The organism is Streptomyces sp. NPDC044003 (assembly GCF_056435185.1).
In genome coordinates this window covers 1,037,703-1,051,635 of record NZ_JBWKFA010000003.1, presented here as the reverse complement: position 1 = coordinate 1,051,635, position 13,933 = coordinate 1,037,703, and the positions used below count along the sequence as shown (strand labels likewise).

Here is a 13,933-nt window from a genome sequence, read left to right as displayed (position 1 = left end):
GCATGGAGCGACCATGCGCCCGGCCGGCCCGTACGAGGGCTTCCGGCGGAGAGTAACGAGGCTTCCATGAGTGAACTGACCAAGCCCGAGATCGAGCTTCCGGAGGGTGACGCTCCCACCGAGCTGACCATCCGCGACCTGGTCGTCGGGGACGGGCCCGAGGCGAAGCCGGGCAGGGTTGTCCAGGTTCACTACGTCGGGGTCACCTTCGCGTCCGGAAAGGAGTTCGACGCCTCCTGGGACCGGGGCCAGCCGTTCAAGTTCGCCGTGGGCGGCGGCAGGGTCATCAAGGGATGGGACCGGGGCATCAGGGGGATGAAGGTCGGCGGCCGGCGCGAGATCATCGTTCCCCCGCGCCTCGGCTACGGCAAGCAGTCCCCCTCGCCGTTGATCCCGGCAGGATCGACGCTCGTCTTCGTGGTGGACCTGCTCTCGGTGGTCTGAGGCGGGCCGTCGTAGGCGGGGTGCTCGTACGGAGGGTGCCCGTGGTGACGCAGTCGCTGGTCACCCGATCGTTCCGGGCACAGATCATCGGGCCCTGGAAGGGTGGTGATTCCTACGGTGAAGACATCAGAAGGAAGGACACGCACCCGTGCTGGAGCAGCTCAACCAGGCGCTCGACCACATCGAGCGCTGCCTCGAAGCGGAGGCGGACCGGGAGGTCGACGTCGCCGCAGCCGCCCGGATCGCCATGACGTCGGAGTACCACTTCCGGCGCCTGTTCTCGGCGCTCGCGGGGATGCCGCTCTCCATGTACGTACGGCGCCGGCGCATGACGCTCGCCGGGGCCGAGGTGCTGGGCGGGGAGCGGACGCTGCTCGACGTGGCCGTGCGGTACGGGTACGGCTCGGGCGAGGCGTTCGCCCGGGCGTTCCGGTCGGTGCACGGCATCGGGCCGGGCGAGGCCCGGCGCACGGGTGCGGCGCTCACGGCGCAGCCGCGCATGTCCTTCCGTGTCGTCGTCGAAGGGAGTACGACCATGCGGTACCGGATCGTCGAGAAGGAAGCGTTTCGGGTCGTCGGCAGGAAAGCGCGGGTCCCGCTCGTGCACGAGGGCGTCAACGCGGCGGCCGCGGCACATGTGGAGAGCCTGGACGAGCAGGCGATCGTACGGATGAAGGAGCTGGCCGACGGGGATCCGAACGGGGTCCTGTCCGCGGTGGTGCACCTGACCGACAGTCGGGAGGAGGGCGCCGAGGTGGACTACTGGATCGGTGTGGTCGCCGGCACGGAGGCCGCCGCGGAGGAGCTCGACGCCCTCGACGTTCCGGCCGGGACGTGGGCGGTCTTCGACAACCACGGCCCCTATCCCAGCGCCCTCCAGGAGCTGTGGCGGGACGTGTTCACCCAGTGGTTCCCCTCCAACCCGTACGCGAGCCGTCCCGGTCCGGAGCTGCTTCGGACGCAGCCGGTGGAGATCGGCACTGAGACCGATTCCCAGCTGTGGATCCCGGTCGAGCGGATCAGCGGCGACGCCGAGGCCTGACCTACCGGCTCCTGGTGGCGCCTTCCGCCCGGAAGGCGCCACCAGGAGCACAAGCACCAGCAAGAGCACGGACGCCGGAACCCGGGGGCTCCGGGTCTCGTGGCGGGTCAGGCAAGGCCGTCCTAGCGGCTAGCCGTCCCGTGCCGGGTCAGGCGAGGCCGTCCCAGCCCCAGCGCCGAGCCGTGCCGGGTCAAGCGAGGCCGTCCCAGCCCCAGCGCCGAGCCGTGCCGGGTCAGGCGAGGCCGTCCCAGCCCCAGCGTGGGGTGGGCCCGGGCTCGCCGAGGTCCGTCCCCGGGGCCGAGGCCGAGACGTCCTTGGCGATCCGCGTGCCCCAGTCGAAGTACTCCACCACCCGGCGACGCAGCAGGGCGTCGTCCGGCAGCTCCTTCTCCACGGCCGCCGTCATCAGCTCCATCCAGCGCAGCCGCTGTTCCTCCGTGATGCCGAGCCCGAGATGGGCACGGAGCAGGGCCTGGTGCCCGCCGAGCTCCGCCGTGAACTCCGCCGGTCCCGAGAACACCTCCGCCAGCCACACGGCCACATGCTCCACATGGGTGGCGGTGAAGTCGGCGAAGACGGGCGCGAGGAGCGGGTCCGCCAGGACGGCCTCGTAGAACGTCCCGGAGAGCCGGCGCAGCGCGTCGGCACCGCCCACAGCCTCGTACAGAGTGTTCGCGTGCTCGGCACTCATGGAAGCCCTCCAGTGATCCAGGTTGTGTCCTCCCACCTTCACACAACACAGCCCGGATCCGGGCATGTTCACTCTCGCTGTGCGGCTGGGGCCGGACGGACGGACACTGGTGGAGAGGGCAACCGGGGAGAACGGAGGGCGGCGAGGAGGCAGGCGCGTGTGTCCGTGTCATGGCGGCAAACGTTTGCCGGGTCTTCACGCGGAAGACCTTCCAGGTTGACATGCCCACTTCTAGCCTGCCGGTTGCACCGCTCCCGTAGTCAATACCCTCAACCGGAGGTAGTCGTGTCCGGCGCGCCCAGAAAACGCCGCACCGCCCTTCTGTCCGCCCTCGGTCTCGCGGCCGCGTCGATCGGCCTGTGGGCCGGATTCGGCGGCACGTCGCAGGCCCAGGCCGCAGCGACCGTCCCCACCCCCGACCACGTGGTCGTCGTGGTCTTCGAGAACCACGCGTACAACCAGATCATCGGCAGCTCCAGCGCCCCGTACATCAACTCGCTGAAGGCCGGCGGCGCCAACCTCACCCAGTCGTACGCCGAGACCCACCCCAGCCAGCCCAACTACTTCGCGCTGTTCTCCGGCTCCACCCAGGGCATCACGGACGACAGCTGCTACACGCCCGGCTTCTCGTCCGCGCCCAACCTGGCCTCCGAGCTGATCGCCGCGGGCAAGACCTGGAAGAGCTACAACGAGACGCTCCCCAGCCAGGGTTCGACCACGTGCAGCAGCGGCAAGTACGCGCGCAAGCACAACCCGTGGTTCGGCTTCTCGAACGTCCCGACCTCGTCGGCGTACACCTTCGCGCAGTTCCCGACCGACTACACCACGCTGCCGCAGGTGTCCTTCGTGGTCCCGAACCTGTGCAGCGACATGCACGACTGCTCCGTCAGCACCGGTGACACCTGGTTGAAGAACAACCTGGGCGCCTACGCCACCTGGGCGAAGACCCACAACAGCCTGCTCGTCGTGACCTTCGACGAGGACAACCGGCTCGCCGGCAACAAGATCGCGACCGTCCTCTACGGCCAGCAGGTGGTCCCGGGCTCGACGTCCGCGACCACGTACAACCACTACAACCTGCTGCGCACGATCGAGGACATGCACGGCACCACGCACGCCGGCCAGGCCGCCAACGCGACCCCGATCACCGGCATCTGGACGCCCTGACGTGTACGTAGCGGACAGTCGCAGCACCCCCGCGACGGCCGCGACGGCCGCCGCCCGGGACCTCGGTCCCGGGCGGCGCACCGCCGTCGCACCCACCGTGCTCGCGCTCGGCACGGTCAGCCTCGTCACGGACGTGTCCTCGGAGATGGTCACGGCGGTGCTGCCGCTCTACCTGGTCGCGGGGCTCGGCCTCTCGCCGCTCGGCTTCGGCCTGCTCGACGGGGTGTACAACGGTTTCAGCGCGCTCGTACGGCTCGTCGGCGGCCATCTCGCGGACCGCGGCGGCCGGCACAAGACGGTCGCGGCGCTCGGCTACGGGCTCTCCGCGCTGTGCAAGCCCCTGCTTCTGGTGGCCGGCTCGCTGCCGCTGATCGGCGCCGTGCTCGCCGCGGACCGCACCGGCAAGGGTTTGCGGACCGCGCCGCGCGACGCGCTGATCTCGCTGGCGTCGCCGCAGGAGTCACGCGGCCGGGCCTTCGGAGTGCACCGGGCGATGGACACCGCGGGGGCTCTGATCGGCCCGCTCGTCGCCTTTCTGATTCTCCGTCAGACAGTGGACGGCTACGACGCGGTGTTCACGGTCAGCTTCTGCGTGGCCGCGGTCGGCGTGCTCGTCCTGCTGCTCTTCGTACCCTCACGCCCTCGCCCCCTGGCGGCCCCGGCGTCCGACGGCGCGCCGCGCGCCTCCCTCAAGGCCGCGCTGGCCCTGCTCCGCGTGCCCGATGTACGCCGACTCGCCCTGTGCGCCCTGCTGTTGGGGCTCGCGACGGTCAGCGACTCCTTCGTCTATCTGCTGCTGCAGCGGCGGCTCGGCGTCGCCGACCGCTGGTTCGCGCTGCTGCCGATCGGCACCGCCGCCGCCTTCCTGCTGCTCGCCGTCCCGCTGGGGCGGCTGGCCGACCGGGTCGGCCGCTGGCGGGTGTTCCTCGGCGGCCACGTCGCCCTGCTGCTCGTGTACGGGGCCCTGCTCAGCGGCTGGCAGAGCCCGGCGCTCCCCTGGCTGGTCCTCGCCCTGCACGGCGGCTTCTACGCGGCGACGGACGGCGTACTGATGGCCGCGGCGGCCGGATTCGTACCGCCCGAACTGCGGTCTTCCGGACTCGCGTTGATCCAGACGGGCCAGGCGCTCGCCCGGTTCGCCTGCTCGATCGCCTTCGGCGCGGCGTGGACCGCGTGGGGAGACCGCTGGGCGGTCGGCGCGGCGACGGCCGCGCTCGCGGTGTGCGCGACGGCGGCGTTCGCACTGCGGCCCGCGGCCGAGGGCGCGACGCCGGGGACGGGGGCGGACGCGATCCCGGGCGGGGGTACGACGCCGGGTACGGCCACGGCCACGGGGAAGGGGAAGGGTACGACCCCGGGCATGGGTGAGCCCTCGCCCACCGCGACGACCACGACCACGGCCACGGGTCCGGACCCGGACCCGGACACGGGCACGACGGACGCGGACACGGCTTCGGCCACGACCACGGACACGGACACGGACACGGCTTCGGAGGATAGGCCCGCATGACCCCGCTCACCCTGCGCGGCAAACTGCTCGTCCTGCTCGCTGCGCTCGCCGTACTCGGCGGTGTGGCCGCCGCGTCACTGCTGCACGCGGCCGACCGGGCTGCCGAGAAGGACCGGCCGCAGGCGGGCGGCCCGGCGATCGAATCCGGGCGGGTCTCGCTCACGGCCGGCACCGACCGCCGGATCGTCTTCCGCAACATGGCCTGGGGCCCGCACCGCGACGAGCTGGTCACCGTGCCGGCGGGCGCCCCCGCCGGTCCGCGGACCGCGTCCGGGGTGAAGTGCCTGCGCTTCTACGCGGCCGGCGGCACCGGCATCTGCCTGCAGGCCGTACGCGGCACGGTGGAAGACGCCTACCGGGCGGTCGTCCTGGACTCTGCGCTCAAGGAGCGGGCCCACTACCCGCTCCCCGGCATCCCGACCCGCGCCCGGGTCTCGCCGTCGGGTCGGCTGGTCGCGTGGACGGTGTTCGTCGGCGGCGACTCGTACGCCAGCGCGACCTTCTCCACACGTACCGCCGTCCTGGACACCGCGACAGGCCGGCTCACCACGTCTCTGGAGGAGTTCCGGGTCGTCAAGGACGGCAAGGACTACCACGCCGCCGACACCAACTTCTGGGGTGTCACCTTCTCCCGCGACGACCGGCACTTCTACGCCACCATGGCGACCGCAGGCCAGACCTACCTGGTGCGCGGCGACCTGACAGCCCGTACCGTCACCACTGTCCACCAGAACGTCGAATGCCCGTCCCTCTCCCCCGACGAGACCAGGGTCGTCTACAAGAAGCGCGTCGCGGGCGCCCCCGCCGACGCGCCGTGGCACGAGTACGCCCTGGACCTCGCCACTCTGCGGGAGACCGCGCTGGCCGAGCCCCGCAGCGTCGACGACCAGGCCGTCTGGCTCGACGACCACACGGTCTCCTACTCCCTGCCGGGCGACTACGGCGCCGACCTCTACACCGTCCCGGCCGACGGCTCGGGCGCCCCGAAGCGCCTGATGACGGCGGCACTGGCACCGGCATTCCTGGAGTGACGCCCCGGCCCCGGCGGCCGCCGTCCGGCCCACGCGCCGCCTCCCCGATCGTCGTACGCGGAACGACGGCCGCACCCATAAATCGGGTCGGGGAAAATTCAGGCGCGGCGCACGAGGGCGGCGCCGAGTGCGGCGATCCAGACGAGCAGCAAGGGCAGCGAAAGGAATGCCGTCGGGGTCAAGGTGGCGGACAGCAGCAGGTAACCGATGCCGGACGCTGTGATCGTGGCGGCGAGGGCCCAGCCGACGACGACCTCCCAGGGCCGCAGCAGTGTGCCGCGGCGGGAGGCTGCGCAGGCAGCGGCCGCGAGTACCGCGAGCGCGAGGATCTTGACACCGTCCACACGCTGGACCACCTCGAACAGGGTGCCGCTCCTGCCTGGTGACGCCGGATCAGCTCCCAGGATCGCGATCAGTTCCAGGACGAGTTGCAGGCCCGCGAGCGCGCCCGCGACTCTCCCGGCCCATCCGGCCAGGCGAGCCGCGGCGTTGCCGGTAAGTACGGCGGGCCCGGTCGAGCAGTCCGGATCCGACGACCACAAGGCAGACGCCTGCCACTCCGTGAACGAGCAGCGACTGGGTCAGCGCCTGGACCGGCCGCTCGGCGTACGCAGTCGTGATCGCGGCGTGTGTGTCACCGACTTCGGGCGTGGCTCCCCATGCGGCGGCGAGCCCGAGTATCCATGCCCCGGCGTGTACGTATCCCGCGGCGCGGGCGACGCCGATGCCGCCGACTGGCTCCTTGGCGATGACGCTCATGCGATGCCTTCCGCCACCTTGTTCCGGTTGTTCCGGATCGTCTGGGCGAACGCCTCGCAGCCGGTGCGCCATGCGGCGTCCAGGTCAGCGCCGGGCGGGAATCGGCCGTCGAGTTCGAGCACGACCATGCCGTGCGCGAAGGCCCAGAACGAGCGCGCGACGTCGATGTCGCCGTGGACCGCGTGGGCCAGCGGCGTGGCTGCGCGTTCTTCGAGCCCCTCGGGGAGTGCGCTGCGGGCCAGCGGCCGACTGTGGGTGATGCGGTAGAGGTGCGGACTGGCGAGAGCGTGCCGGCGGTAGGCGCGGGCGAGCACCAGCAAGGGCGGTTCGACGCCGATCTCCGCCTCGGCGGCCTCCAGCTCCTCCGCCAACCGGGTCATCCCCTGGGCCTGGAGCCCAGCCTCGACAGCGGCCTTGTCGGGGAAGTGCTTGTACAGGGAAGGCGCCCGGATGCCGACGCGCTCGGCGATGCGCCGCATCGACAGCGCCTCCGGCCCTTCGGTATCGAGCAGTTCCCGGGCAGCGGCCATGATCTGCTGCGCCCGGTCAGCCACGGCGTACGACCTGGGCGAGCGCGATGCCGGCGCACCGTCCGGATCCAGAAGCGTGCATGATCCGGCCGGCCTAGTCTGAACGTACAGTCCCGGGGGGTCAGTGAGGGTCAGTCCCCAACGGGCCGGAGGAATTCGGCGCCGATGGACCGGGCCGTCTCCTCGACCGCCTCCCGGTTCTTGTCCTCCGCCGTGAACAGGACCATGCCGATGCTGCCCTTGTCGGCCCACACGCACATGGCCCGGAGCGTGCCGCTGGCCACCTCGGTGTACCGGAGGCAGCGCATCCAGCCCTGGTACGGGCCGGCCCCGGCGCGCCAGGTGTCGTGGATGATGCCGACCCCGTCCGTGTTGGTGGGCACGAGTCCGTTGGCGTCGTACACGTACGACTCGCCCAGCTGGTGGAAGTCTCCGGTCATGACGGCCACCAGGTACTCGGCGGCGGCATCCGGGGCGGCGTCCTCGGCGACGTACACCCGTGCCGTCGACGCCTGCTGCTCACTGTCGGGCACGGAGCCGAACGGATCGAACTCCTCACTGAGGTCGAAGCCCTTCATGCCCCGGAAGGTGTCGTGGCTGACGATGTCGTAGCGGGGGTACGCGAGGGAGGAGCCGTACGCAGCGACGCCGACCACCAGCAGGAGGGCGAGGCCGGCCCCGGCAAAGGCGTACTCGCGCGGGGTGACGCGAGGCACGGGCGGCAGCTCCGGCGGCCCGAACCCGTCGCCCCCGGCGTCGGCTTCGCTCTCCGGACCGGTTTCGGCCACGGCCGCGACCATCCGCTCGCCAGCCCGCGTACGGGCGGCCCGCAGCTGCTTGCGGAGGCCGAGGAAGGGCAGCCCCAGCAGCAGCCCCACCCCCGTCGCCACGCCGTACGGCACCTCCGGCAGGACGGTGAGGCGCAGGACGACGAGCAGAGCGACGACCACACCGACGACGAAGCGGTACTCGAGACCCCGGCGCAACAGCAGGCGCGACCAGCGGCGGCCGGGGGCGGCGAGCGCGGCGGTCGTCTCGGCAAGGACGGCGAGGCGCAGGTCGCGCGGGGCTGCGGCGGCCCACTGGCCGGCCTGGGCGGCGGCGTCCTGGGGCGCGGGCGCGTCGACGAAGACACGGGCCGCGTCGAACGACTGCACCCGGCGCACCGAGGCGCTGTCCTTTGCGCCTGCAGAGACGGAGCTCCCCGCGGTCTCGGCGCGCTGCAGCTCCAGGGAGTGCGGAGCGAGCTCACGCAGACGGGCGATGAGCACGGGACCCTGCGCGTGCCGCCCCGGTCGGTCCATGGCGTCGGTGCGGACGCAGAGCTCCGCGTACCCGGCGAGCAGACCGATGTCGTCCGGAAAGGCGTCCAGGCCCTCGCGAAAAACCCGCTCGGCAGCGTCGTCGTGGTCGTCGTCGTCCTCGGCCGTGTGCGCGCGGGCGAGCGCGAGGAGGAGTCCGGCGTCGGGCCCGTCCGCGTCGAGCGCGCGCCGCGCTGCTGCTCGCGCCTCGGCCGGACGGCCGGCGGCGACAAGAGCGTCGACCCGCTCTCTCGGGCCGACACGCATGTGGTCGTTGTTGTCGTTGTTGTCGTTGTTGTCGTTCAAGAGTCCCCACCCCTGGTGCAGCACGCCGGACGAACGCAGCGGCGAGCGTCACTATCACCGGTACCGGAACCCTCGTCAACCCAGCGATCTACCCTCTGACCTCACGCCTTGTCGCACAACGGGGTGCAACCGGACGTAACACGGACACCTCCCAGGAGGCTTGGTCTCCTTCCCTTTGAAGCAACCGCGGACCCGTGGGCTGGCATCGGGTCGCCGACCAAGCCCGACATCGGCAAACTCGCCGTCGTCGACCTCAGCCGGACAGCGCCCGGGCGGTCAAGCATCGGTTCAGGAGCCCGCCGTCACTTGCGGCCGACGCCCGCGTACATCGCGACGTCCGGCGTCGGCGTCTCCGGCCGCCACGCGGAGCAGGACACCACTCCGGGCTCGATCAGCTCCAGGCCGTCGAAGTAGCGGGCGACGGCAGCCGGGGTGCGCTGCGTGAGCTTCGGGGTGCCGTGCTCGTTCCAGAACGCCACCGCCGCGTCGACGTCGGGCATGTCGGGATGGGTGACCGTGTGGGACAGGACGAGGTGGCTGCCGGGGGCGAGCGCGTCCATGAGCCGGCGGACGATCGCGTACGACTCCTCGTCGTCCTCGATGAAGATGACGACCCCGAGCAGCATCAGCGCGACCGGCTGCGAGAGGTCGAGCGTCTTCGCCGCGGCGGCCAGGATCGTGTCGACGTCCCGCAGATCGGCGTCCAGGTAGTCGGTGCGACCCTCGGGCGTCCCGACCAGCAGGGCACGCGCGTGCGCAAGGACGAGCGGGTCGTTGTCCACGTACACGACACGCGCATCGGGAGCGACGCGCTGGGCGACCTCATGCGTGTTGTCGGCGCTGGGCAGCCCCGTGCCGATGTCGAGGAACTGCCGGATGCCCTCCTGCTCCGCCAGGTACCGCACCGCCCGCCCCAGGAACAGCCGGTCCGCCTTCGCGTACTCCCCGATCCCGGGATGCAGCTCACGGATCCGGTCGCCGGCCTCGCGATCGACCGGGTAATTGTCCTTACCACCGGTCCAGTAGTTCCATATCCGGGCGGTGTGCGGCCGGGACGTGTCAATGCGCGATTCGATGTCGGTCACGTCTCCAACGTATCGCAGCACTCCTGCAACTCCCTTACGGCCATGGCGCATTGACCACGCCCGCGACAGATCACGGGTCGGCTCAGGTGACCGGTCTCCCCTGTCAGTGGTCGCCGCAAGCGAGAACGCACGCGGTGAGAACCCCGTCGATCCGTCTCCCCGACCGATGCCGGGCCAGCCCCCAGGTCGACCGCGCACATCAGCAGGGTCAGCAGGGTCAGCCCGCAAGAGACATCGTTCACGTCAGCTGCCTCAACGAAATGCTGCTGTGAGGTGACTCGGTCCAGGGGCCCCGCGAGCCGCGATGAGTCCCGCGGTCAGGCGGTCGTACTGTCGAAGCCGTCACCGAGGAGGACTTCTGATGCGCAGCGTGACCTATTCGATGAGCATGTCTCTTGACGGCTACATCGTCGGGCCGGACGGCGAGTTCAACTGGACCACGCCCGACGAGGAGGTCTTTCGCTTCTGGATCGACGACATTCGAAACGTCGACGTCCACCTGTTGGGACGACGGCTGTACGAGACGATGCTGTACTGGGAGACCGCCGACCAGGACCCATCGCTGGACGACTCCATGCGCGAGTGGACCGCGCTCTGGAAGCCGCTCCCCAAGGTGGTCTTCTCCACCACCCTGTCGGAGGTGCAGGGCAATGCCCGCCTGGCTTCCGGCAGCGTTGCGGAGGAGATCGCCCGGTTTCGAGCCGAGCCGGGTGAGGGCGAGATCGCGATCGGCGGCGCGACGCTGGCTGCCGAGGCGGCCGCGTCGGGTCTGATCGACGAGTACCGGGCCATGGTCTGTCCCGTGCTGGTCGGCGGTGGCACTTCGTTCTTCCCCCAGCACGAGCGCCGGGTGGATCTCGAACTCGTCGAGACCCGCACTTTCAGCTCGAAGGTGGTCTACCTCCGCTACCGCGTGGTGCGTTAGCCGACTGGTACGCCCACCCCTGAAACGAGCCCGTCGAGCGCAGAGGGCGCGCCGGCGACGGCGAGGAATCCCCCAGCTGTAGCGCGTCCAGGGCTCGGCGGAGATCGTCATGTCAAGGCCGCCGAGGGCGTCGTGCGCCGTGATCGACGCCGCCCTGGCGGCCGCAGGATGGGACCGGCCGTCACTTGAGGGTGAGGCAGGTGGACGTCCGCTCGTCCTTGTACTGGGTGCAGACCTGAGTGCCCTTGGGGACCTGCGGTCCGGTGTGTCCACCACGCCCCCACCAGACGGCGGCGAAGAAGCCGCTCGAGCCCTTGGTGAGGTTGGCCTTCTTCCAGCCGCCGCCGTTCTTCCACGCCTGGCCAGGAGCCTTGTACGTCCAGCGCGCGTAGTAGACGGTGCCCTTGCGCGCCGGCTTCTTCGACGCGTACACCCAGCCGATACCCCGCTGCGAAGCACCCTCCTTGTGCCAGTACTCCACCACGATGCTCCGCTTGCACCCCCCGCCGGGATACGCGACGCAGTTGCGGGCGCGCAGGTCTGTGGAGGGGGAGGCGGTCGCTGCCGGGACCGTGGCCATGAGCGCCGCCGTGGCCGCGGCAGTCAGGACGGTCGCGCGGGCTCGGTTCGGTGAAGTGATCATGCGGGGTACAACGACTGCTCACGTACGGCGTTCCGGCCGGGGGCGGTACTGAGATCGTTTTCCACCCCGCAAGCGGCCGTGCCTCCTCCGCTGTCAGATACAGGGGCAAGGATGGACTGCATGACGAAGACCGGAGCGGACTACGCATGGTTCGAGGACGAGATTGAACGCGTGGTGTCGTGCGGTTGCTCGCCGATGTCGACGAGAGCGGGGCGCTCGCCTTCGCGGGAGTCGTCACCGCCGCCCTTCTCGACACCTCGGCGCCCGACGGCTCCGCACTCGTCACGACCAGCGCGCCCCGAGCCCCGGAGCCACGCCGGAGCCGCCGGCCGGGCATCGCGGCGGCCCTCGCCGCCCTCCGCCCCCGGAAGGCCGGACGAGCGAGGACCCGAGGGGCTGACCGGGACGGCACCCCGCTCTACGATCATGCCCATGTCGACCTCCATTTCCTCCCTCCCGGTGCTCCGAGGCCGGGGCGGGGCCGTCCTGTCCGCCGAGGACATCGGACTGGTCCTCGACCTCCCGCCCGAGCAGGTCACCTTCACCCCCGACGGGCTGGGCCGGATACGCGCCGAGGGCCACTCGGTCCTCATCGAACTCCGGGCGAGGGCCGGGACGACGCCGCGCGTCCACCGCATCGACGACGTGGACGAGGCGGCGGCCATCGCCTTCGCCGACGGGGTCAACGCGATCCTGGCGAACCGGACGGACAGCGACGACGTCGACGGGGCCCCGTTCGCCGTGGTCCGCTCGCTCGCCCCCACCTGGCGGACGAGGTTCCACCGCCGGATCCTGCGGGGCACGCTGTGGCACCTGCTGGCGCTCATCGTCCTCTGCGTGGTGGCCGGCTCGCTGGGCAGGTGGGACCTGGTACTCCTCACGGTCCCGATCGGCGGCCTCGCCTGGCTGGGCCTGTGGCTGGGCCTGTACGGGGTGATCCGCGCGCGGCGGGAACGCTGGCTGTACCGGCACGGCGTCGTGGTGACCGCCACCCGGGCCACGATGTCCCGCGGCGCGTACATCTACCCGGACGCGACCGGGACGTACCACGGCTTCCTGCACGGCGAGGCCGGCCCCACGATCACGGTGGCCCACCCCCCGGAGGACCCGGCGGACGTGCTGGTGCCGGCGTCGCCGTTCACGCACCTGGTGAACACCTACGCAGGCGCCGTCCTGGTCTTCGGCTGCAGCGCCATGATCGTCCTCCACGCCGTGATGGCGGTGAACTTCCTCCTCGACGGCTGACGAGCTCGTGCATGGTTGTCGAGGCTCGACTCGTGGTGTCACAGGGGCTGACGGCTGCTCGTCCTCTGCGACACCGCCGGGGCATGCGGTATCCACAAGGAGGCGTCTGACCGCCGAACGACAGCAGTTCCGTGAGGGGTTACGGCTGCGAGCTGCGGAACGGTTCGCCCTGGGCGAGGCCAGCGCGGCGATCGCCGAGGACCGGCGGGGCAGCGTCCGGTGGTGGCGGGTGTGGAACAACGGCGGTCGGAGAGCTCTGCGGCCGCAGGGGCCTGCGTCACTAACGCGACTGAGTCACAGGCAGTTCGCACAGCTGGAGGCGGAGCTGGCCAACAGGCCAGCCGCGCACGGCTGGGAGGACCAGCGGTGGACCCTGATTCGTGTGAAGACGGTGATCGGCCGGCGCTTCCACCCGACCTACGCCGGCGCTTCCACCCGACCTACACGGTCCAGGGCATGCGCAAGCTCCTGGTTCGCAACGGCTGGCCCTGCCAGGTGCCAGCCCGACGCGCCATGGAGCGGGACGACGACACGGTGGCTGGATGGGTGAAGGAGGTGTGGCCCTCCTCGGAAGGCTCGCGGCGGCCCGTGCAGCCTGGCTGGTCTTCGAAGACGAGGCCGGATTCTCCATGACGCCGCCGCAGGCGAGGACCTGGTCGCAGCGCGGCAGGACCCCGGTGGTGAGGGTCCGTGGCTGATCCCGCAGACGGTTATCCATCGCAGCGCTGACCTGCTACAAACCCGGCCACCGCTCCAGGCTGGTCTACCGGCCACGCCGCGACGACGGCCGGCGCGACGGGCGCAAGAGCGTCTCCTGGCGCGACGACCGAGACCTGCTGATCGCCGCATATCAGCAGCTCGGCGGCCCGATCGTGCTCGTCTGGGACAACCTCAATGTCCACAAAGCAGCTGACCTCCGAGGATGCGCGAAAGCCCGGGACGACTGGCTGACCATCTCCTACCTGCCGCCCTACGCACCCGACCTCAACCCCGTCGAGGGAATCTGGTCCCTCCCGCGACACGGCCGGCTCTCCAACGTCGCCTTCAGCATCCCCGAACACCTCGTCCAGCGCTTCCGACGCGGTCTACGGCACATCCAGTACCGCAGCCACCTCGTAGACGGCTGCCTTGCCGAGACCAGCCTGGCCATCAGACCCGCCTGAGCAAACGCACGACAGCACGAGTTCAATCTCAATAGGCCCAGAGGCGGTCCGCCGAGTTCGAGTGCACAGCCGTCGGCGTTTCGGCCAACCC

General features: G+C 70.8%; 12 protein-coding genes and 2 pseudogenes. 8 read left to right on the top strand and 6 right to left on the bottom strand.

Translation table 11 applies throughout. From position 1 onward, the window contains the following. Positions 1 to 66 precede the first annotated feature (66 nt). Both AC07AW_RS16815 and AC07AW_RS16810 read left to right on the top strand, forming a co-directional pair. The gene (locus tag AC07AW_RS16815) at positions 67 to 444 is read left to right on the top strand and encodes an FKBP-type peptidyl-prolyl cis-trans isomerase (RefSeq protein WP_478816180.1); all 378 of its coding nucleotides are present in this window, start codon (positions 67 to 69) and stop codon (positions 442 to 444) included. A 148-nt stretch (positions 445 to 592) separates the two neighbouring features. Further along, the gene (locus AC07AW_RS16810) at positions 593 to 1,486 is read left to right on the top strand and encodes an AraC family transcriptional regulator (protein ID WP_478816179.1); all 894 of its coding nucleotides are present in this window, start codon (positions 593 to 595) and stop codon (positions 1,484 to 1,486) included. Between the two features lie 232 nt (positions 1,487 to 1,718). On the opposite strand, the gene AC07AW_RS16805 is transcribed toward AC07AW_RS16810, so the two are convergent. Continuing rightward, positions 1,719 to 2,177: a group II truncated hemoglobin gene (locus tag AC07AW_RS16805; protein ID WP_478816178.1), complete on the bottom strand. Its 459-nt coding sequence runs from the start codon at positions 2,175 to 2,177 to the stop codon at positions 1,719 to 1,721. Positions 2,178 to 2,462: 285 nt separating this feature from the next. Between AC07AW_RS16805 and AC07AW_RS16800 the strand changes: the two genes are divergently transcribed. From AC07AW_RS16800 to AC07AW_RS16790, 3 genes and pseudogenes are all read left to right on the top strand, one after another. Then, positions 2,463 to 3,344 (top strand): alkaline phosphatase family protein, encoded by an 882-nt coding sequence (locus AC07AW_RS16800; RefSeq protein WP_478816177.1) that lies wholly within the window; start codon positions 2,463 to 2,465, stop codon positions 3,342 to 3,344. Between the two features lies 1 nt (position 3,345). Continuing rightward, positions 3,346 to 4,617, top strand: a pseudogene (locus tag AC07AW_RS16795) (MFS transporter); the annotation flags it as partial. A gap of 233 nt (positions 4,618 to 4,850) precedes the next feature. Continuing rightward, positions 4,851 to 5,885 (top strand): TolB-like translocation protein, encoded by a 1,035-nt coding sequence (locus AC07AW_RS16790; protein WP_478816176.1) that lies wholly within the window; start codon positions 4,851 to 4,853, stop codon positions 5,883 to 5,885. 98 nt (positions 5,886 to 5,983) lie between these two features. Here AC07AW_RS16790 and AC07AW_RS16785 read toward each other — a convergent pair whose 3' ends face one another. The 4 genes from AC07AW_RS16785 to AC07AW_RS16770 all read right to left on the bottom strand — a co-directional run bounded on the left by AC07AW_RS16785 (position 5,984) and on the right by AC07AW_RS16770 (position 9,866). Next, positions 5,984 to 6,229: a hypothetical protein gene (locus tag AC07AW_RS16785; protein WP_478816175.1), complete on the bottom strand. Its 246-nt coding sequence runs from the start codon at positions 6,227 to 6,229 to the stop codon at positions 5,984 to 5,986. A gap of 411 nt (positions 6,230 to 6,640) precedes the next feature. Further along, complete coding sequence (locus AC07AW_RS16780) at positions 6,641 to 7,174, bottom strand: TetR/AcrR family transcriptional regulator (protein ID WP_478816267.1); 534 nt, start codon at positions 7,172 to 7,174, stop codon at positions 6,641 to 6,643. Positions 7,175 to 7,305: 131 nt separating this feature from the next. Beyond that, complete coding sequence (locus AC07AW_RS16775) at positions 7,306 to 8,781, bottom strand: hypothetical protein (protein WP_478816174.1); 1,476 nt, start codon at positions 8,779 to 8,781, stop codon at positions 7,306 to 7,308. Between the two features lie 302 nt (positions 8,782 to 9,083). Next, a complete protein-coding gene (locus tag AC07AW_RS16770) occupies positions 9,084 to 9,866 on the bottom strand; it encodes an SAM-dependent methyltransferase (RefSeq protein ID WP_478816173.1) in 783 nt (260 codons plus the stop codon). A 361-nt stretch (positions 9,867 to 10,227) separates the two neighbouring features. Between AC07AW_RS16770 and AC07AW_RS16765 the strand changes: the two genes are divergently transcribed. Beyond that, on the top strand, positions 10,228 to 10,791 hold the full coding sequence (locus tag AC07AW_RS16765) for a dihydrofolate reductase family protein (RefSeq protein WP_478816172.1): 564 nt from the start codon (positions 10,228 to 10,230) through the stop codon (positions 10,789 to 10,791). A gap of 181 nt (positions 10,792 to 10,972) precedes the next feature. Here AC07AW_RS16765 and AC07AW_RS16760 read toward each other — a convergent pair whose 3' ends face one another. Then, positions 10,973 to 11,434: a hypothetical protein gene (locus AC07AW_RS16760; RefSeq protein WP_478816171.1), complete on the bottom strand. Its 462-nt coding sequence runs from the start codon at positions 11,432 to 11,434 to the stop codon at positions 10,973 to 10,975. A 432-nt stretch (positions 11,435 to 11,866) separates the two neighbouring features. Here AC07AW_RS16760 and AC07AW_RS16755 point away from each other — a divergent pair, with 432 nt between their 5' ends. Both AC07AW_RS16755 and AC07AW_RS16750 read left to right on the top strand, forming a co-directional pair. Next, positions 11,867 to 12,679, top strand: a complete 813-nt coding sequence (locus AC07AW_RS16755) for a hypothetical protein (RefSeq protein ID WP_478816170.1) — start codon at positions 11,867 to 11,869, stop codon at positions 12,677 to 12,679. Positions 12,680 to 12,762: 83 nt separating this feature from the next. Continuing rightward, a pseudogene (locus tag AC07AW_RS16750) lies at positions 12,763 to 13,842 on the top strand (IS630 family transposase). The last annotated feature ends 91 nt before the right edge of the window (positions 13,843 to 13,933 follow it).